This window comes from Laspinema olomoucense D3b, assembly GCF_025370785.1.
Classification (GTDB): Bacteria; Cyanobacteriota; Cyanobacteriia; order Cyanobacteriales; family Laspinemataceae; genus Laspinema; species Laspinema olomoucense.
The window spans coordinates 33,814-53,454 of sequence record NZ_JAMXFA010000009.1; the positions used below are offsets into that span (position 1 = coordinate 33,814).

Annotated in this window: 21 protein-coding genes; 16 read left to right on the forward strand and 5 right to left on the reverse strand. The window is 49.2% G+C overall.

Features of this window, described 5'->3' with window-relative positions; genetic code table 11:
- Window positions 1-136 precede the first annotated feature (136 nt).
- The 10 genes from NG792_RS08675 (at window position 137) to NG792_RS08720 (ending at window position 8,226) form a co-directional block, all read left to right on the forward strand.
- A complete protein-coding gene (locus NG792_RS08675; protein WP_261199762.1) occupies window positions 137-628 on the forward strand; it encodes a phage tail protein in 492 nt (163 codons plus the stop codon).
- An 18-nt stretch (window positions 629-646) separates the two neighbouring features.
- Entirely contained in the window at window positions 647-1,000 is a 354-nt protein-coding gene (locus NG792_RS08680; RefSeq protein WP_261199761.1) for a hypothetical protein, read from the forward strand.
- A 13-nt stretch (window positions 1,001-1,013) separates the two neighbouring features.
- Window positions 1,014-1,379 (forward strand): hypothetical protein, encoded by a 366-nt coding sequence (locus tag NG792_RS08685; protein WP_261235211.1) that lies wholly within the window; start codon window positions 1,014-1,016, stop codon window positions 1,377-1,379.
- A complete protein-coding gene (locus NG792_RS08690; RefSeq protein WP_261199759.1) occupies window positions 1,355-1,489 on the forward strand; it encodes a DUF6760 family protein in 135 nt (44 codons plus the stop codon). Before NG792_RS08685 ends, NG792_RS08690 begins: the two co-directional genes overlap by 25 nt.
- Window positions 1,490-1,503: 14 nt before the next feature.
- Complete coding sequence (locus NG792_RS08695) at window positions 1,504-1,629, forward strand: hypothetical protein (RefSeq protein WP_261235212.1); 126 nt, start codon at window positions 1,504-1,506, stop codon at window positions 1,627-1,629.
- Window positions 1,630-1,844: 215 nt separating this feature from the next.
- Window positions 1,845-2,594, forward strand: a complete 750-nt coding sequence (locus NG792_RS08700; protein WP_261199757.1) for a DUF928 domain-containing protein — start codon at window positions 1,845-1,847, stop codon at window positions 2,592-2,594.
- Window positions 2,595-2,616: 22 nt separating this feature from the next.
- Window positions 2,617-4,863, forward strand: a complete 2,247-nt coding sequence (locus NG792_RS08705) for a CHASE2 domain-containing protein (protein ID WP_261235213.1) — start codon at window positions 2,617-2,619, stop codon at window positions 4,861-4,863.
- A gap of 71 nt (window positions 4,864-4,934) precedes the next feature.
- Window positions 4,935-5,735, forward strand: coding sequence for an MBL fold metallo-hydrolase (locus NG792_RS08710; protein ID WP_261235214.1), 801 nt, complete (start codon window positions 4,935-4,937; stop codon window positions 5,733-5,735).
- A gap of 482 nt (window positions 5,736-6,217) precedes the next feature.
- Entirely contained in the window at window positions 6,218-7,678 is a 1,461-nt protein-coding gene (locus NG792_RS08715) for a mechanosensitive ion channel domain-containing protein (RefSeq protein WP_261199754.1), read from the forward strand.
- 317 nt (window positions 7,679-7,995) lie between these two features.
- The gene (locus NG792_RS08720; protein WP_261199753.1) at window positions 7,996-8,226 is read left to right on the forward strand and encodes a DUF433 domain-containing protein; all 231 of its coding nucleotides are present in this window, start codon (window positions 7,996-7,998) and stop codon (window positions 8,224-8,226) included.
- Between the two features lie 203 nt (window positions 8,227-8,429).
- Here the strand turns inward: NG792_RS08720 and NG792_RS08725 are convergent, their stop codons facing one another.
- Window positions 8,430-10,007, reverse strand: coding sequence for a photosystem II high light acclimation radical SAM protein (locus tag NG792_RS08725; RefSeq protein ID WP_261199752.1), 1,578 nt, complete (start codon window positions 10,005-10,007; stop codon window positions 8,430-8,432).
- A 361-nt stretch (window positions 10,008-10,368) separates the two neighbouring features.
- Between NG792_RS08725 and NG792_RS08730 the strand changes: the two genes are divergently transcribed.
- The 4 genes from NG792_RS08730 (at window position 10,369) to NG792_RS08745 (ending at window position 12,991) form a co-directional block, all read left to right on the forward strand.
- Window positions 10,369-10,761: a DUF1830 domain-containing protein gene (locus NG792_RS08730; protein WP_261199751.1), complete on the forward strand. Its 393-nt coding sequence runs from the start codon at window positions 10,369-10,371 to the stop codon at window positions 10,759-10,761.
- Between the two features lie 239 nt (window positions 10,762-11,000).
- Window positions 11,001-11,441 (forward strand): DUF4079 domain-containing protein, encoded by a 441-nt coding sequence (locus NG792_RS08735; RefSeq protein ID WP_261199750.1) that lies wholly within the window; start codon window positions 11,001-11,003, stop codon window positions 11,439-11,441.
- Window positions 11,442-11,541: 100 nt separating this feature from the next.
- Window positions 11,542-12,123 carry a hypothetical protein gene (locus NG792_RS08740; protein WP_261199749.1) on the forward strand — a complete coding sequence of 194 codons (582 nt, stop codon included), beginning with the start codon at window positions 11,542-11,544 and terminating at the stop codon, window positions 12,121-12,123.
- Between the two features lie 100 nt (window positions 12,124-12,223).
- Complete coding sequence (locus tag NG792_RS08745; RefSeq protein ID WP_261235215.1) at window positions 12,224-12,991, forward strand: ABC transporter ATP-binding protein; 768 nt, start codon at window positions 12,224-12,226, stop codon at window positions 12,989-12,991.
- 42 nt (window positions 12,992-13,033) lie between these two features.
- On the opposite strand, the gene NG792_RS08750 is transcribed toward NG792_RS08745, so the two are convergent.
- Window positions 13,034-13,816 (reverse strand): response regulator transcription factor, encoded by a 783-nt coding sequence (locus tag NG792_RS08750; protein WP_261199747.1) that lies wholly within the window; start codon window positions 13,814-13,816, stop codon window positions 13,034-13,036.
- Window positions 13,817-14,277: 461 nt separating this feature from the next.
- On the opposite strand from NG792_RS08750, the gene NG792_RS08755 reads away from it, so the two are divergent.
- Window positions 14,278-14,529, forward strand: a complete 252-nt coding sequence (locus tag NG792_RS08755) for a DUF6761 family protein (RefSeq protein ID WP_261199746.1) — start codon at window positions 14,278-14,280, stop codon at window positions 14,527-14,529.
- A gap of 217 nt (window positions 14,530-14,746) precedes the next feature.
- Here the strand turns inward: NG792_RS08755 and grxD are convergent, their stop codons facing one another.
- From grxD to NG792_RS08770, 3 genes are all read right to left on the reverse strand, one after another.
- Window positions 14,747-15,076, reverse strand: coding sequence for a Grx4 family monothiol glutaredoxin (gene grxD, locus NG792_RS08760; protein ID WP_263011725.1), 330 nt, complete (start codon window positions 15,074-15,076; stop codon window positions 14,747-14,749).
- Window positions 15,077-15,187: 111 nt separating this feature from the next.
- Window positions 15,188-15,448, reverse strand: coding sequence for a BolA family protein (locus NG792_RS08765; protein ID WP_261199744.1), 261 nt, complete (start codon window positions 15,446-15,448; stop codon window positions 15,188-15,190).
- A gap of 279 nt (window positions 15,449-15,727) precedes the next feature.
- Complete coding sequence (locus NG792_RS08770; RefSeq protein ID WP_261235216.1) at window positions 15,728-16,915, reverse strand: hypothetical protein; 1,188 nt, start codon at window positions 16,913-16,915, stop codon at window positions 15,728-15,730.
- Between the two features lie 465 nt (window positions 16,916-17,380).
- Here NG792_RS08770 and NG792_RS08775 point away from each other — a divergent pair, with 465 nt between their 5' ends.
- Window positions 17,381-19,546: a S8 family serine peptidase gene (locus NG792_RS08775; RefSeq protein ID WP_261235217.1), complete on the forward strand. Its 2,166-nt coding sequence runs from the start codon at window positions 17,381-17,383 to the stop codon at window positions 19,544-19,546.
- The last annotated feature ends 95 nt before the right edge of the window (window positions 19,547-19,641 follow it).

The window sequence follows — 19,641 nt, forward strand, 5'->3', positions numbered from 1 at the left end:
GCGTTTCATGAAAGAGGGATGGACAGTCAAGGGAGTGGGATTGCCCATCCCTCTTGTAGGGAAGGCCCCTCCTTGCTCCATCGGCGATCGCCCCATCCGCTAACTACGATGCAACTCGTTTCCCGGAGATCGAACCGTGCCTGAATTTCCTGAATTACTTGCAACTTCGCGATTTTACCTAGAACTTCACCTGAAAGATAGCACCGATGCCGTCGATGCCTACTTTATGGAGTGTAAAGGGTTTAAAACCAGCCAGGAAATCATTGAAATCTGTGAAGTCACCCCCCAAATGTGGGGCAAAGATGGAAAATCCCGAGGGCGGATGATTCGGACTAAAATTCCGGGGAATATCAGCTATACCAACTTAACCCTGCGTCGCGGTCTAACGGTTTCGATGACAACTTGGAATTGGTTGGAAGCGATTCAACAAGGTTCTTGGGCTGTAGAGCGGCGAGATGGCTCTTTAACCCTCTATGATCAAGGCGCACAGGCTCAGGTTAGATTTGAGTTTAAACGGGCATGGCCGGTGAGCTATTCTATTTCTGATTTGAGTGTCAGTAGTGGTGAGCTAGAAATAGAAGAACTAGAAGTGGCGGTGGAAGAGTTAAAACGGGTTAAGGTGGTGTAAAGCTAGGGCCAAGTCAGCATGATTCAGACCGAGTTTGAGTTTACGTTACCGAAAGGGTATCTCGATAGCGAAGGCAACTTGCATCGTCAAGGGGTGATGCGTTTATCCCGGGCGATCGACGAGATTGCTCCCCTGCGAGACCCTCGGGTCAAATCTAATCCGGCATACGCCACGGTAATTATTTTATCGCGGGTGATTACTCGTTTGGGTGCTTTAGAACAAGTAACTCCCTTGGCGATCGAAAATCTATTTGCCGTAGACTTAAATTATCTTCAAAGCTTTTATCGTCAAATTAACGAGATCGAAAATCAGGGTGATCCAGATTCAGAACCCCTGTCCCCCCCAGCCCTCCCGGGACCCTCCTACTCATGAGTCAGGTGATGCGATGAATCGGGAAACCATACCTTACAGAGAGTTTTCATTTACGCTTCCCGTGGGAGTGTTGGATGGGGATGGCACTCTGCATCGGCAAGGGGTGATACGAAGGACGACGGGCCATGATGAAATCTGGGTGAGCAAAGACCCCCGGACTCAAGAAAATCCCGCTTATGGAATCATCTCCCTCTTCTGTCGGGTGATTACCAGTTTAGGAAACTTTTCCGCAGTGACTCCGCAGTTACTAGAGCAACTCTTTTTAACAGATTTTATTTATTTACGAGAGTTTTATACCCAAATTAATCAGCCCGGATTGGAGGGGATGGCTTCGGGGGAGTTTTTGGCTACCCCTTGGAGCAACTGTACCAAGAGGTAGCGACGATCGCCTTTCACTTTCACTGGTCCTTGGATGATATCCTCCGTCTTGAACATGGGGAACGACGGCTTTGGCTGGCCACGATCGCCCAATTGAAGCGGATGCCCTGAGAGGAGATGGAACAGTGGGGGAAATAACTTGTCAATGGAGGACAGGAAGCAGCGTAAAACAGGATGAACCCAAGGGTAATCAAGAATCCAAAGAGGACAGAGGTGCGATCGTTACTCAAAAAAGCGCGATCGCCCCATAGCTAGTCAGTATTGAAAATGAGTCCCGGAAAATCCGCCTCATTTTCAATTGACACTCCCCTGCTTGCTTCAAATCACATCCGTTTCTCAGAATTCGGAACTATGATAGCGGTAGAGTACAATCTGACCGTAAACTGTCAATTTTTCCAGATTCTTTTTTTAGCATCTTGTTTTTCCTTGCTCATCCTTCAATTGTTAATGCGGAGGTTTTACTATCATGCGATCGCCGAAACTAATTCACTTAATGGGTATCTTGGCTGTGGTCCTGTCTCCGGCTTTAATCACCCTTTCTGGATTCTCCTCAGTCCGCGCCCAATCTCAGCAAGGGGAACTCCTCGCCCTCAACTTCCCTTCTGCACCCCGTAACATTGGCGGTCCCCGCAGTAGCGCCGGGGGAGGAGTCCGAGGCAATGGGAATGAGACTTGCATCGAGGGTGAATCTCCCTTAACCGCCTTAACCCCGACCCATGATATTGTTAAAACCGTCACGCCCAACCCGGAATTTTTCATGTATGTCCCGAAAAATAGCGCCGCTTCGGGAGAATTTGTGATCGTTGATGAGAAGGGCAATGACGTTTACCTGTCTACCTTCGAGCTATCCGAGGCCCCGGGCGTGGTCAAGGTTAGCCTCCCTGCCAATACCGACCTGGAAATCGATCAAGTCTATGATTGGCAGTTTAGCCTCATCTGCGATCCCTTAGACCGCCAAGTTGATGTATTCGTCCAGGGCCAAATCCAGCCGACTCAACTCACCGAGGAAATGCAAACTCAACTGGATCAGGCACAGCCCCTGGATCAGGTGCAACTCTATGTTGACCAAAGCCTATGGAACGAAGCGGTGAGCCTGCTGGCACAATTCCGTAATTCTAATCCCACGGAGTGGCAAGGACTGTTAAAATATGTCGGCTTAGAAGACATTGCTTCGGAACCTCTGCCAATCCAAACCATTGGAACATCGCAGAATTAACATAACTAAGGAATAAGCCGTGATGTGGAATCAATTAAAACGGCAAGTTTGGGAATGGCGCGGGGTCTGGATTGCTGCTCCCTCAGTAACGGTAGCAGTGATCCTCCTGCGCTTTCTTGGTGTACTACAGCCTTGGGAATGGGCCGTTTACGATCTGTATATGAGGGGGCGGCCCTCGGAACCTCCAGACAACCGAATTGCCATTGTCGGGATTAATGAATCCGATGTGCGCGAATTAGGACAAGCGATCATTCCCGATCGCGTTTATGCGGCAGTCATCGAGAATCTCAAAGCCATGAGTCCTAGGGCGATCGGCTTAGATATCTATCGGGATCAACCCGTTGAACCCGGTAATGCTGCACTGCGTCAGGTCTTTGAATCCACACCGAATTTGGTGGGAATTCAAAAAGTGATCGGGGACCGCGATCGCGACACCATTGGACCGCCTCCGGGATTACAATATGCCGGTTCCAATGACATGATTTTGGATGAAGATCAGGTGCTGCGCCGGGGGTTGGTGATGGTGAGCGCTCCCGAGGAGAACATCATCCCCAGTTTTAGTTTATATCTAGCCGGTCTCTATCTCGAAGCCGAAGGAATTGCCCCAGAAGCTATTGATGGGAGCGAATCGTGGAAATTTGGAAACCAAGTTTTCTCTCGCTTTCAACCGAACGATGGGGGCTACATTGGAGCAGATAATGGGGGCTATCAGGTCCTGTTAAACTATGCCGGTCCTAGCAGGCATTTTGAGACAGTTTCTCTGATGGATATCCTCAGAAATCGACTGCCCCAAGACTGGGGACGCGATCGCGTGATCTTGATTGGAGCCGTTGGGGAAAGCTACCAAGACTTATTTTTCACCCCCTTCACCAAAGAAGCGGGGAACCGCATGGCGGGGGTGGAAGTTCACGCCAATCTTGTCAGCCAAATGCTCAGCGCCGCCCTCGACGATCGCCCGGTGATTAAAACCATCCCGGAACCTTACGAGTGGCTGTGGATTTTCCTCTGGGGCAGTCTGGGGGCATTTCTGATTTGGAAATGGCGCTATGTCGGGGGAGCCGGATGGCTCTCCCTTCAACGCACTACAGCGGCGGTGTTGTCGGCGGCAGCCTTAGGGGGAATTACTTATGGCGCATTCCTCATGGGGTGGTGGATTCCCGTGGTGCCTCCGGCGTTGGCTTTACTCGGTTCTGCGACGGCGATCGTCGCTTACGTTGCCCGCACTGCCGGAGATATTCGCAAAACCTTTGGTCGTTATCTCACGGATCAAGTCGTCGCCAATTTACTAGAAAATCCGGAAGGATTAAAAATGGGTGGGGAACGACGTAAACTGACGATTTTTACCTCAGATTTACGCGGATTTACGGCGCTCTCGGAACGCTTGCCCCCAGAAGAAGTGGTGAAAATTCTCAACTTTTATCTGGGATATATGGCCGATGTGATTACCTCTTACCAGGGAACCATTGATGAGTTTATGGGAGATGGGATCTTAGTGCTATTTGGTGCACCCACCTCCCGCCCGGATGATGCTAAAAGGGCGATCGCCTGCGGAATTTCCATGCAGTTAGCCATGCGTCAGGTGAATGCCAAAGTGGTGGAATGGGGGTTGCCCGAACTGGAAATGGGAATTGGTATCAATACTGGGGAAGTCGTCGTCGGCAATATTGGCTCGGAAAAACGCACCAAATACGGAGTTGTCGGCAGTCAGGTCAATTTAACCTACCGAATTGAATCTTATACAACCGGAGGGCAAATACTGATTTCTGAGCAGACTCTCCTCGATGCCGGAGGTGAGGAGGTCGTCCAAATTGAGGGTAAACGTGAGGTGATGCCCAAAGGTGTGAAAGAACCGCTGATGATTTATGATGTGAGCGGGATTAAAGAGCCTTATCATATCTCCCTAACCAGGGAAGAAGAGGTGTTTTTGCCCCTGAGCGAAAACATCCCCATTCAATATACCATTTTGGAAGGAAAGCACATCAGCGAAACCCGCCTACTCGGTCATTTAGTCCAGCTTTCGGCTAAAGGTGCTCAAGTGAGAAGTGAACCGGGAGCCGGGGATCTTATCCCCGTCGGATTGACCAATCTCAAGCTCAATTTATTGGAGGCTAATTCCGAGGAAAGCCGCGAAGATATTTATGCCAAGGTCCTAGAAAAACCAGCCGCTGAACCCCATTGCTTTTACATTAAGTTTACAGCAAAACCTCCGGCAGTGGCAGCTCACTTGGAGCAGGTGTATAAGTCTCTTCCGGGTGTCGCTCCGTCCTAAGTGAGGTTTGAGTTGACTTTTCAACTTAAGGAGGGCGCTCTCCCTTGTTTAAATGACATTAGAGGACTGTTATGAAATTAACCTTTTTGGGCTCTGGCTCCGCTTTCACCGTGGGAGCCAATAATTATCAATCGAATGTGCTTTTAGAGAGCGATCGCGGAACTAAACTCCTGATTGATTGTGGTTCCGATATTCGCTTTTCTCTCCATGAAGCGGGATATTCCTATCTGGATATCACCGATATTTACATCAGCCATTTGCACTCGGATCATGCCGGAGGACTGGAATATATTTCCTTTACCACCAAATTTGACCCCCGATGCCAAAGACCCCGCCTTTATATCAGTAAAGAAATAGCTGGGGACCTCTGGGCCCATACCCTTTCCGGGGGTCTCCGTTCCATCCAAGGCGATATCACAGAATTAGAGACGTTTTTTGAAGTCCAAAAAGTTCCCCGCAATGGACATTTTATCTGGGAAAATATCCAATTTAATCTCGTGAAAGTCATCCATATTAACAATGGATACTTTATCATGCCCAGCTACGGATTGTTCTTTGAGCTTGAAGGAAAGCAAATCTTTTTTAGCACAGATACCCAGTTATGTCGGGAAGAAATTTGGGAATATTACGAGCAAGCTGACCTGATTTTTCAGGATTGCGAAACCTCTCAATTCCCCACAACCGTTCACGCTCATTATCAGGAATTAGTCGCCTTACCGGACGCCATCAAAAATAAAATGTGGTTGTATGGGTATCAACCCGGACCCCTTCCGGATGCGGAACAAGATGGATTCCTCGGGTTTGTTCAACGGGGACAGCAGTTTGAATTTACCCCCTCTCCCCTGGCAGCAGAGACAATCGTCACAGTGTGATTCCCTCGTGCAAGATTAGAGGAACTACATCATAACTGGCGCGGTAAGCGTTGGCGTAGCCTGTGCGTGGTGCACTTAGCTATGCCGCAGGCGATCGCCTCCAACCCTCCTTTCTAAAAGGAGGGCTTTTTTAATTTATGGCCCTTCATCGATTGTCCCCTTTAGCAACCCATGAGGGTCAAGAACCCCGGTTTTTGAACCCTTGATCTCCTCTTGTACCCATCCCTCAGAATTTCCGGAACTTAGAAGGATGCACAGCAGACTAAAGAAGGGACTTTCCATAACCTCCGGAATTCGGGCCTAATTCCTGATCAGGGTAGAAGAATCGGAGCAAAAGAGGTGAAAATCCCCCTCAGTTCAGGATAGAGAGAACCACAAAGGCTAATCCCCCTTGAGAGGACATAGAAGGCAGCTAAACCCTTGTGTGGCCTCTGTCCCCTAACCTATAGTAAACTAGCGATTGTTCGCTCGATCCAGGATCAATGAACGAAGCGTTTAAAAGAATAGCAGCACAATCCCTTTCCTGGTTTACCGCTCCAATTCCCCTCGGCAACTACTCAGTTTCAATCAGTGCAATCTTGCAACTGATTATCTGGGTTTTGATTGTTGTGTTCCTATCCAGTGGCCTCAAGAAATTCCTAAAATATCGCCTTTTGGTTAAGCTAGGAATTGACGAAGGAAACCGGGAAGCAATGGCAACCATTATCAGCTATAGCAGTTCCCTGCTAGGGCTAATTATTGTGTTACAAAGTACCGGATTTAACCTCGGTTCCCTACTCGTCATTGCGGGAGGTTTAGGGGTTGGGATTGGGTTTGGACTTCAGGAGGTAACCCGAAACTTTATCAGCGGTCTAACCTTACTGATTGAACGAAAACTCAAGGTTGGGGATTTTATAGAATTTGACGGAATGTCCGGTTATGTCCAAGAAGTATCCCTGCGATCGACCCTGATCCGGACCCGTGATGGGGGTGATGTCGTCGTTCCCAACAGTAAACTTGTTGAAAATAAAGTTCTTAATTGGAGCTATGACTCTTTTCACGCTCGGATTCAAATTCCTGTGGGAATTGCCTATAACAGCGACACGGTATTGGTCACAGAAACTCTTTTAAATGCGGCTTATATGGAACCGGCAGTGTTGCACGACCCTCCCCCAAAAGTCATGTTTAAAAATTTTGGGGATAATGCGCTCAACTTTGAACTGTGGGTTTGGGTAAACCGAATCGATCGCGAACCGTTTATTCGGAGTTCCTTAAATTTTATCATCGAACACAACTTGCGCCAAAATCATATTAAAATCCCGTTTCCTCAACGGGATTTATGGATTAGAAATGGAGAAGATTTCAGCCGGTTGGGTCGCAAAAAAATCTACCAAAACGGCCATAGTCCTGAGAGGATCCCGGATACTGGAACCGTTGCTACCTCTTCTGATCCTTTAACCCTGAAAAATTTGCTGCGGCAGGTGACTTATTTTCAAAACTTTACGGACCTCGAATTAAGGAAACTCATCGAAATTGGTCATCGGACACGCTTGTATCCCTCGCAGTTTTTATTCCATGAAGGAGACCCGGGAGATGCCTTTTATATCGTGTTATCGGGTTCCGTGGAGGTGTTTGTGGAAAAAATTAATAAGCATCTGACCAACTTGGCGGCAGGGAAATTTTTTGGGGAATTATCTTTAATGTTAGGAATTCCCAGAACAGCATCGGTGCGAGCCTTAGAAGAAACCATTCTTTTTACAATTCATCATAAGGCTTTTCAAAGCATTTTGCAGGAGCATCCCGAATTGGCTGAGGAAATTGTTCAGGAATTATGTAAACATCAAGAAGAATTAGCGCAGCGACAACAGCAATTAAGAACAATGGGGTTGTTAGATTCCACGGAAGATGATAAAAATCCGGTGGTTTGGGTGAGAAAGCGGCTACAAAATTTGTTTGGGCTGTAGTTTGGGGGCTGGATGGGTGCGATCGCCTCCCCCTAACATCGCGATCGCGCTGATCACCTGTGAATATAAGCCCCAACTGAAGACTCTAGAATCAATTCATTCCCCCCCTGAGTTGGTCTGGCTCAAGGGTGACTCTGCCTAGAGGAATAGTCTGACAAAAGCCAGACTCTACCCAAAGTAGGAGTTAAAATCTTTACAATAGCTTTAATAAAAGAACCGTATCGGGGGGAGACACCCGTACAGAAATTGCATATAATTAGAATGGAGTTTACCCGGTTATGGAAGAAAAAATGACTTGGCCCACCTGCCTAAATCCAATGACTAAAAAACAGGAATCCAAGCCGAACGGAACGACAGCACAATTGGCGGAATTCGTCCTTGAGTTGTATGCTGCCGGATGGACGCAACAGCAAGTCTTCGGCCAATATCCTCACATTACCCCAGCCCTCGTAACCAGAGTCTTTTCCTTAGCCGCACTCTTGTGTGTTAGAGAAGAGGTGCTCTCTCAACTTTCCGGAACGCCTGAATCCAGATTATTAAACGTATAAGCCTTTCTTAACAGAACAGCTTAAATATTTTTCACACACAATTTTTAAGGGGGGGTTACTGCTGAATCCTTTACTCGAAACCCCAAACCGTAGCTTTTGAGAGAGGTCGAGTCTGACAATGACCCATTCAAGAGTGGCAAAAATATAGCGATCGCCCAATAAAAAAAAATAAGTAGGCGGGGCTTCAAGCCCCGCCCTCATTTTCAGTTGACACCGACCGTAGCCCGGGGCTGGGGTTCCTGTAAAATAGGCGCAGATAACGCCGATTCTAGCTCCGCACAACCTAACCGTTCTTCTAAAATTCGCATCACTTCCCGTCCGAAATCATTGGGATTGCGCTGCCATGCCTCCAGACAAACCTCCCCGAAGAACGACCCCAACGGTTCCGGATTCCAGAGTAACTTGCGGGCAGTCCAAGGCATCAAGCTCATGGGGTCGTAACCGGGTTTAATAATATTTTCCTTAAACGCATACTCTTCTAAATGCGTATGGGGTTGTAACCCGATAAAAAAGATAGCTGGTTCCACCTTATCTTCCCCAAAAATTCGTTCTAGTTCCCGATGATAGGCCAGGGTTTGCCGAATCGTTTCATAAGTTTCATCAATCACATTAAACGAATAATTAACCGACACCAAGTCATTAAAACCGGCTGCTTTCAAATCGCGACAATTTTGTAGAACCACTCGGAGGTTGTAGCCCATTCGCATCTTGCGAACCAGTTCTTGGGAACCGCTAGTAATCCCAATTTCAAAATAATTCATCCCGGTTTTGACCATCAAGTCGCATAATTCCGGGGTCAGATTGTCAGCGCGGATATAGGCGGCCCAATGGATATCTTTCATTCCGGCTTCGGAAATTTTCTGCAGTAAGGCGATCGCATCATTAATATATCGCCGTGCCGGAATAAATTGAGCATCGGTAAACCAAAAATTGCGGATGCCGCGATCGTACAGTTGTCGCATTTCCGCCACCACTTCATCGGCTGGATTAATCCGGACCTGCTTCCCTTCAATCACCGTATAAACGCAGTAACAACAGTTATGGGGACAACCGCGTTTAGTTTGGACGCCGATATAAAAATCTTGGTCTTGCAGATAATATTGAAACTCCGGCCATAACCGTTCTATATAGTCATAGTCACAAGCAGTTTTCTCAATTTCTGTGGGTTTTTCATGGATCAGGCGATCGCGCGGGGTCGTTTCCCCCACCACATAACAGCGCTCATCCCGAAAATCCTGACCCCGCAGATATTTTTCCAGGAGTACCTCCCCTTCCCCCACCGAGATAATCGTCCCCTGGGGTAAACTGCGCCCGAGTTGTTCATAGAACACACTCACAGCACCTCCCCCCACAATCGCCCTCGCTTCCGGGTGATAGGTTTGAGCCCGTTTGAGTCCCCGCTTGACTAATCCCAGATTGCGCCAGAGTTCGCCATAATAGGCCGTGGTGATTCGCAGTCCCCCCAGGGCACCCCGGAGTTTAATTAAGGGATTGCGAGCATAGTAAAACTCAAAAGCATTTTGGAGGGGATTGCCTCCGCGTCCCCCGACGGGGGCGTAAATTTGAATATCCCGCCAGGAGAAGACGAGTAAGGTGGGTTGAAAGCGATCGACACAGGCATCGAGGGACTGCGCAAAGTCCAGAGGGGGGACCGTTCCCATATCAAAAATCTGCTGTTCAACCTCGGGAAACAGCTTGTGAACGAAATCGGCTAGGTAAACGACACCGATCGGGAAGATGGGATTGCACGGGAGGCGAACGTAGAGGATGCGATTTTCCATCTCGGTAGCGGGGAATAGTTTTTACAAAACGAGGTTCATATAACTTAACCATACCATCAGCCCTCTGAATCTGCATGATGATCTAGGGCGCAATTCCCTTACCCGACGGAGCCAGTGGTCCAGGTCCCTGCTCCAGTCTCACCCGAACCCGGAACACCCGGGGGAACTTGGCAAAACCTGTTGATAAGGGGGATCGATAGGTTTCATCAGCATACCTTAATCCCGCTATTTTCTATTTTTAATGAAAAAATTGACTATATTCTCTTCAGTTGGTAGTCGCGTTTACAGCTTGCGGGGATCGGCTGGTGTTACGGTTACAGGGTATAAAGTTTTTTTTGGGAAAAAACTCCTCATAAAGGTTATGGCTCAAATCCTCGATCCCATTCCGGCTGACCGCAAAGGTCAAATTCTGTGCTGCTATGTCAATGCGACGAGTAAAATCCAGATTGCTCGGGTCAGTAACATTCCCAATTGGTATTTTGAGCGGGTTGTGTTTCCGGGTCAACGTCTTGTTTTTGAAGCATTTCCGGAAGCCCTGTTAGAAATTCATACGGGGATGATGGCGAGTGCTATTTTATCCGATAAAATCCCCTGTGGACGCCTGCGAGTCATCGATGAAAGCGATCCCACTCCCTCTACTCCTACACCAGAGCGGGAAGAAATGCCCAACCGTCCCCATAGAAATCCCACCATTGATAATAAAGGGATAGTCTTGAGTGATCCATTCTCGATGACGGCTTTAACGTCGGTTTAATAAGATGAAGATAGGTAGGAGTTGAGGGTTGAGCGTGTTAATAACGCGACAACCCTCTATCATTTAATAAGTTAGGTCCTTGGGTGAAAAACAAGGAATCAAAAATAAAGGATCAAAAATAATGGGGCTTGCACCTATCCGGTTGAACGGGTGTTAGGGTTAAATTTAACAGGGACGAGTATGGTGAAGCGTATTCACTATACTCGTCCCTGTTAGGCCACTGTTTAGGATAAAAGTTTGTGGATCTGCCTTCTTTCCTCTGGTTGTGGAAAATCGCAGCCTGGTCAATGGGTTTTTCGATACTGGCCTACAGCTTACTCGCGGTGAGTGGGCTGTGGATGTATGGTGCGCGCCTCGGGCGTAAACAACAAGGACGAATTTTGGCGCGATCGCTCCATTATGGCCTAGGGATAACCCTCGTGGCCCTAGTGTTGCTGCTTTTAGCCGTGGGGATTGTCGGAACCCTGGGGCATTATGGGTCCCTGGGCCATTCGGTCCATTTAGGGGCGGGATTGTTGGTGGTGGGACTGGTCCTGCTGTCCGCCTGGAGTGCAAATCAGATTGCTCCAGGGCGTCCCTGGGCGCGATCGCTCCACATCACCACCAATGCTATTTTATTTGTGGCATTGGCTTGGGTATCCTGGACGGGTTGGACCGTGGTGCAAAAATATTTACCTTAAATCCCCTTAATCCAGTGGATGGGCTCAGGTTTTGGGAAACACTCCCATCAAATCCAGGTAAACTCTCAACCAGTCAATTTTTTTAAGAATAAAAAGGGTCGTGTCAATAGAACCAATCGGCGATCGCGCTGAACTCCAAGATATAGAAGTCCGGGAATTTCGGATTTCCCCCATAATTCGAGTCACCCTCTTGAGCTTATATCTTGCTCTGACGGTGCCTTTACCGTTTTTGTCAGCAGTAACCGGCGCACCGATTTCTCCAGGGGTGCTATGGGTGGGATTGGCAATGGGGGCCGTAGCAGTGTATGGGGCGCTCAGTGAAAAGGCGATCGCCAATGCTGAAGGCATACAAGTCACCTATCCCCAGTGGGTTCCCCGGGGTGTCCGTAAGGGCTGGATGTTGCCCTGGAATGAGGTAGCGGCGCTCAAACCGCGCACCACCGGACAGGGGGGGCTAGTGTACTATTTTCTCAGTAAATCCGGCCAAGGGTATCTGCTACCGATGCGGGTGGTCGGGTTTTCTGAGTTGGTCAAAATTGTGGAAGCCAAAACCGGGATTGATACCCGGGATGTGCGTCCATTAGCCCAACCTTGGATGTATTTTATTTTGCTGGGATTTACCCTGCTGTTGCTGTTGATCGATGCTTGGACGATCGCCACGGCCATCCAACTCGGCAGTTAAAGGGAGAACAGGGCCAGTTTCAGTGATGTCTAACCGGGACAACCGGCATGGAGATAGACTGGAACCGATGGATTGTTCAGATTAACAAGATTAAAAACCCTTGCCAATAGAACAAAATGCTCAACTGCGGCTGGATCGGGTCAGCCTGAACGCAGCGATCGCAGGGGCGAGGATGGAAAAACCCATCCTGAATGAGATTTCTTTTGACGTTTATCCAGGCGATCGCCTTGCCATTGTGGGTCCCTCTGGGGGGGGGAAAACCTCCCTATTACGGCTGATTGCTCGACTCATCGACCCCAGCCGGGGCACGATCTATCTGGATGGACAAGATTACCGGAAAATTCCGGTATTACAACTGCGTCAGCAAGTGATCCTAGTTTTGCAAGAGTCAAAACTGTTAGGCATGACCGTCAAAGCGGCGATCGCCTATCCCCTGAATCTGCGCGGAATGAAATCCCCCCAGATTCAGGAGAGAGTCTCGACTTGGATGGATCGCCTACACCTACCTCCCGAATGGCTGGAGCGCACAGAAATGCAGCTATCGGCAGGACAACGGCAGCTTGTGGCCCTATGCCGCGCCTTAGTCATTGAACCCAAGATTTTGTTACTCGATGAACCGACCTCCGCCTTAGACGTGGGTCGCGCTGAGCACCTCCTACAAGTTTTAGCTGAAGTGGCCCTGAATACGGAGACGACTCTGATTATGGTCAATCACCAACTTGACCTCGCCCAGCAGTTTTGCAACCGCTTATTGTATTTGCACAAAGGCAGCCTTTTGGAGGACCTGCCCGAGGAGCAGATTGACTCAGCCAGGTTGCGATCGGCGATCGTCCAAGCGGAAGCAGAGGCTGCCTCAGAATGGGAATGAGTCGCGGGAATTGAGAGCGGACCTTTTAGGCGTCAAGGGAGTCTAGCCCCGAGAGAGTGGAACCGCCCCGACTGGAGTTAATTGACGCATCAGGGTTTTTTTCCCCATCGTTTGTTCGGGTTGTTGGGGGGGAGTCGCGTTGAGTATTTCCGTATTCAAGCGATAGCCCACATTGCGGACCGTTTGAATCAGGCTAGGTTGTCGGGGGTCAGTTTCGATTTTTTTCCGCAGGGAGAGGACATGAGTGTCAATCGTGCGGGGATTATCAATGGCATCCGGCCATGCTCGGCGCAGGAGTTCCGGACGGCTCATGGGCAGGCCCCCAGCTTGAGCGAGGACGTACAGCAGACTAAATTCTTGGGGTGTGAGTTCGATCGCGTCCTCTTGATATCGAACCCGGCGCTGGACTAAATCAATTTGCAGGTCGCCATAGTCTAAGCTGGCCGGAGGCGTCATTCGACGATGACGTCGGACGAGGGATTCGACTCGGGCTAGAAATTCCTGCATCCCAAAGGGTTTTTTCAGGTAGTCATCGGCTCCTGATTTCAAGCCTTCGACAATATCGGATTCGGTATTGCGCGCGGATAGAATTAAAATCAACGTTTCTTGCTGCTGGTAGAGCCAGCGGCAAAATTCCAGACCATCGCCATCGGGTAGCTCGTTGTCAAGAATGACTAGAGTTGGATGGCGATTATAGAAAATTTCTCGGGCATGACGGATGTCCGCTGATTGATAAACCCCATATCCTACTTGCTGTAGGTGCCACCCTAACAGCGATCGCAGATGAGGATTGCCTTCGACAATTAAAATGCAAACAGATCCCACAACTGAGTTGTTTCCTTCACGTCGGTGGAATTTAGGTTACCAAACCTTTTGTCAGGGTTTTGTAACTTCCGCTACCCTGAGTCCCCCCCAAATGTTAAGGAATTCCAAATAAAGTGGCGCTTTAGGTAAAAATTCCATCAAGGCAGGCGATCGCAATGTCACAATAGCCAGACCCTTACAAAAAATGGCAGTAAAATAAGAGTAGGGTAGTGCTTCAATACCACCCTACCCCGGTTTTCCTGGGCGATCCCCCAGGTAGCCCGATTGTTCCCTCCCCCAGCGCAACAGCTCTGAAATGGTCTGAGCGTGCGGGTTCAAACCCCCTGAACACCTTGTTCATCCGTCTGGATCCCGGAGTGTCCAGCCCCTAGATGGCACCACCGGAAAAGATCAGGTTTAAGGGAAAACGGACTGGGGTCATCGGATAATTGCTGACTTTTACACCATTCGAGGTTTTAATTATGCTTCAAGATACTGCAACAATTCGCCATTATCAAAAACTCACCGACTCCTTGGTGGATATGTGGAATCGGGGATATCGCATTGATGATCTGCGCCTTTATTTAGAGGGGTATATTGCCGCCATGAGGCAAACAAATACCATCGAAGCATTTCACATCCACAGGTTTGAGGAAGAGGCGATTCGATTTCTCCATGATCCGTCGAATTTCGAGCTGGTCCCACAGCCCCAAGCTGAAACGGGCTACTATTGACAACAGCCTGGGGAATTTGACACCTTATCGACCAAGAGTAACCAGCATCATAGCGCGATCGCTATTGATGCTTGGGTTTCTTAAGCCCAGTATGCATAATTTTTATTCTAGTTATTTCAATCGGTCATCCAAGAGAAAGGGCTTGATAATTCAAGCCCTTTCTTTTGGATGAAATTCACCCGTTTAACCCCACAGTTAAACCGGAAAGTGTCTCAAATTAGGAAGCCAGAGCCACTTCTACCATTTGTTGCAATTCACCACTTTGATAGAGTTCGATGAGAATATCAGAACCCCCAACAAATTCACCATTAACATAAACTTGGGGAATCGTGGGCCAGTTGGAATATTCTTTGATCCCTTGACGAATCTCATAATCGTCCAGAACGTTAACGGTTTCGTAAGGAACGCCCAAAGTGTTAAGAATCTGCACCACATTGTTGGAAAAACCACATTGGGGCATGAGCTTGGTCCCCTTCATGAAAACGGTAATTTTGTTACGGTTTACGATATTGTCAAGTCGCTCTTTGAGTTCGGGAGTGATAGTCATGATGGGTGTTCGTTAAGGTAAAAGATGGGTTGTTACTGTGCAAAAAAGGGATACCGGAGTACCCAGGGCGATCGCCGTATTAATAGCGGGTTGGACGAGACAGCCTAGTGATTAGACCGCCCCAGAGACTTCACTCCAGGCGTCCGGGGTATAAGTCTTCATGGTTAGCGCATGGATCGCCTCTGTAGACATAGCCTCTTGTAGGGAACCATACACCAACTGATGTTGCCGCACTCGGGGTAGTCCTTCAAAGTGGGACGAAACAACGATAACCTGATAGTGATCTCGGGTTCCTGTCAAATCTTCAACCGTCACCTGAGCGTCGGGCAATTGTGTCTCGATCATTGCCTTTACCTGATCCGGGCTAACCATTCTTACTCCTGTCCATACTTTTTTAATATTAGTAGTTTAATAGACTTCTTGCACAATTCTAAAAAGCCCCCCTTATTAAGGGGGGTTGGGGAAATCAAATCAGTATTTTGCAAGCGGTCTAATTTAATTTTAGAAGGGCGATCGCCACCGCTCAAGGGAAAAACCCGGAGGTAAATTCCCCCGAATTTCCTAGCTCATCGATACCCTAGATAGATCCCAGGGATAAAAACCCCGGTTTTTGGGTCAAATTGGGGGCTTTTTTGCTGAGCATCTAGCCGATTACTGCAACCCCGAGGAACTTTGGCGTCCTCCTGGAAAGGGCGAATCCACAAAACCCAACTCCCACAATTGCTCGTAGGCTTTTTTCCCTAACTCTCGCGTGGGTTGCTGGGACTGGATAATCTGAATCAACAAAGGCACTGCCAATGCCGGTTGATTCTGCACTCGATGCACTAGGGCCAGTTCGTAGGTTGCCAAATCCCGCATTTCAGCAGTTTCCGCAGCCCGGTTCCGATGGGTTTCCGCCGTGGCGTTATCAATGCCCGAAAAACTGGTAAAAAGCTGCTGATAGAAATTAGAAAGCTTATTAAAAATCTCCCGAGAGCGTTGCAGCTTGCTCACTGCTTGTTCATACTCTTCCGCACTGGCAGATTGCCGCGCTTCTTCCATCAAACCATTTGCAGCCGCCATGCTTAACAGACCCGTCTGTTGTGCTGGGGTGCTGGGTTCTTCCGGGGAGACTTCAGGAACGGCGGCGGCATCCGTTTCGGAACTGGTCGGTTCCTCGACGATTTCCACAAAGCCGATGTCAGCCAGTAACTCATAAGCTTGACGACCGAGTTCTCGGGTTGGCTGTTGAGACCCCACAATCTGAATCAGTAAGGGGACCGCGAGATCGGCTTGGTTTTGGGCGCTATGAACCACCGCCAACTCGTAACTCGCCTCGTCCCGCATTTGGGCAGTTTCTGCCGCCAGGGTGCGATGACTGTTGGCAATCCGGTTATCAATCCCGGTAAAGCTGGTGTAAAGCTGTTGGTGAAAATTGGAAAGTTGATTAAAAATCTCCCGGGACTGTTGCAGTTTGCTCACTGCTGGTTCGTACTGTTGAGCAGCAGCAGATTCTTTGGCTTCTTGGACTAAACGTTGACCTGCTTCCATACTCAGTAAGGTGCTATCAGCAGCGAGTCGGCGCAAATCCTCCGGGTCTGACGGTGGGGTAACCGCCTCGGGTTCAGGAATCGATTGCGGCGTTGGCTGCGATGGAGATGTGGCCCCCCGCTCCGTTGGCGTTGGCAGCGTTAGGGTTTCGTTTGGCTGACCGGAGGGCTGTAATCCATCTAATCCATCGGGTTGGGACTGTTCTTGCGCCCGAATGGGTAGGGGAGACAACAGGGTGAATCCTGCGAGCAGGGTTATGGACAATAAACCCGCGAAACCGAGCGGGGGAACTTTTACAGCAGATCCCATAAAGTACCTTTGCGTGTGGGGAGAACACCAGAGCGATAAAAACTTTAGGTATCTTAACATTGCAATGTCCCGGGTTGTGGAAGAAACTGGAAAAGGGAATAAGATCCGGGAAAATTGACCTCAATCAAGGATCCCAGAGGGGCTGGAGGAAAGCTAAGGCGCTAGTGGATAGAGTGAACCTATGTTACTCATTCAGCCTTTATTCTCCGGATCGGTAGAGATTTTTGGGGAATTAGCCCGATCGCCCCCACGGAGGTGATCAGGAATTCCAAATTAAGGACAGCGCTGTACATCGGGGAATTAGCCCGATCTCCCCCACCGAGGTGCTCAGGAATTCCAAATTACGGACAGCGCTGTACATGGGCGATCGCCTACCGCCCCCACCGGCAATTTTACTGATTTATCCGTTACCTAAATGAATAAAACCCATTAGCGAATAGATAAATCAGCGAAGGAATACATCCAATGACTGGTCAAGTTTATCGGTCAGATGCCTCTGAATCCCATCCGGTCGGAATCGGTGTGTCCGATCAAAGTCTCGGAATGCTCCTGCAACGAGGCGGTGAAGAATTACTCCTCTTGAAACTCAGCGATCGCTTTACTGTCCGGCCCCTAGAACCGAATGCCGCAAAAGATTGGTTCAGCCAAATTCCGGCTACCCATAAACAACAACTACCAAACACTCAGTTAGAAGAATTCATCGTAGACGAGGCAGACCTAGAAACGGTCATGACAGTGGTGCGAAACTTACCGGAAGTTGCCTTTGTTAGCCATGTCTATACGGTGGATAACAATCCACAAATGCGGGTTTACCTGACTGATGAAGTCACCATTCAATTTGCTGAAACCGTAGACGAAACCCAACGACAGGCGATCGCTGAAGCGGTACAACTAGACCTCCAAAAACCCGTTTACGGCGTCCCCAATACCTTTATTAGTTACGTTCGTCGGACTGCTACAGAAAATCCCATCAAAATTGCCAACCGGCTGATGCGAAAATCCGAGGTTCTCACCGCTGAACCTAACATCGTCATCACCACTCAAAATCACTACCTGCCGCGATCGCCGTTGTATCCGAAACAGTGGTATTTACAGAACAAAGGAGGCCGCGACCTCGCCCCGGGTTCCCATATTGAAGCGGAAAAAGCCTGGGATATTACCCAAGGCATCCGATCCGTAGTGGTTGCCATCACCGATGATGCGATCGACATCAATCACCCGGATTTTCAAGGCCCCGGTAAAGTCGTCGCCCCCAGAGACTTTAAACGCAAAAACTTTTTACCCCTCCCGGAAGCCGATTCCGACAACCACGGGACCGCCTGTGCCGGTGTCGCCGTTGCCGAAGAAAATGGCGTCGGGATTGTGGGCGTTGCCCCCGGTTGCGCCCTGATGCCGATCCGGACCACGGGCTATTTGGATGATGAATCCATCGAGCAAGTGTTTGATTGGGCCATGACCAAAGGAGCCTCGGTCATTTCCTGTAGTTGGGGGGCTTCTGCGGTCTATTTTCCCCTCTCTCTGCGTCAGCGGGCCGCCATTACCCGGGCCGCTACAGAAGGACGCAATGGCAAGGGCTGTGTGATTGTCTTTGCCGCAGGCAATGCCAACCGTCCCACCAGTGGGACCGTAAACGAGAGTGGGTGGCCGAATAACCTCCTCAAAGGGCCGGTCAAATGGCTAAGTGGGTTTGCGGTCCATCCTGATGTGATTGCTGTATCTGCTTGCACCAGTCTGGCTAAAAAGGCCGCCTATAGTAACTGGGGTCCCTCCATCTCTCTGTGTGCTCCGAGTAATAATGCACCCCCGGGAATGTGGATTCAAGAAATGGGTGCGGTGAACACTCCCCCAGAGATTACGGGATATTTAACCGGGTTGGGCATTTTCACCACCGATCGCACCGGGTCTAATGGTTACGATTCCGGAGATTATACGGGCTATTTCGGCGGGACCTCCAGTGCTTGTCCGGTGGTGGCGGGGGTTGCTGCATTGGTCCTCTCGGTTAATCCTCACTTGACTGCTGCTCAGGTTAAGCAGATTTTGGAGCAAAGTGCGGATAAAATTATCGATCCGGATATGGATATTCAACTGGGCAATCGCTTTGGCACTTACGATACTAAGGGTCACTCCCAATGGTTTGGCTACGGGAAGGTGAATGCCTATAATGCGGTCCGACGGGCACAGCGTCTATTTGCGATGCCGATGCAGGTCACGCGCCAGGTGGAGGCCCATAACAACCGTCAGCAGGCGATTCCAGATTTTCAAAAGAATCAATCGGGTTTGTTTCCCTTGAATCTTTTTGGCAGCAGCGATCGCCCGGGTTTAGTTAGCGAAATTTCGATTTCTGACCCGAGTGCGGTTGCAGATATCCGAGTCACGGTGGATATCCAACACAGTTATCTTGGGGATTTAGAAGTTTATTTAATTGCACCCAATGGTTATACGGTGCAATTACAAAGCCGGACTTTAGGCAGTCAGACTCGGTTGAGTACGACTTACTCCCTACAAACTACTCCTACCCTCCGCCAGTTTTGCAATCAGTCGGCTCAGGGGTCTTGGAAGTTGTGGGTCAAAGATTGCGTTCCCGGAGATACGGGGATGCTGAATAGCTGGGATTTGTCCTTAGCCGTTTAGTCTTGTCTGGTTTGAATGAGGGATGAAGGGAGAGAAGTTCAGTTTTTGGCTGATTCTCTCCCTTTTTGATGGGTTGGTGAACTTAGGCCGTCTGA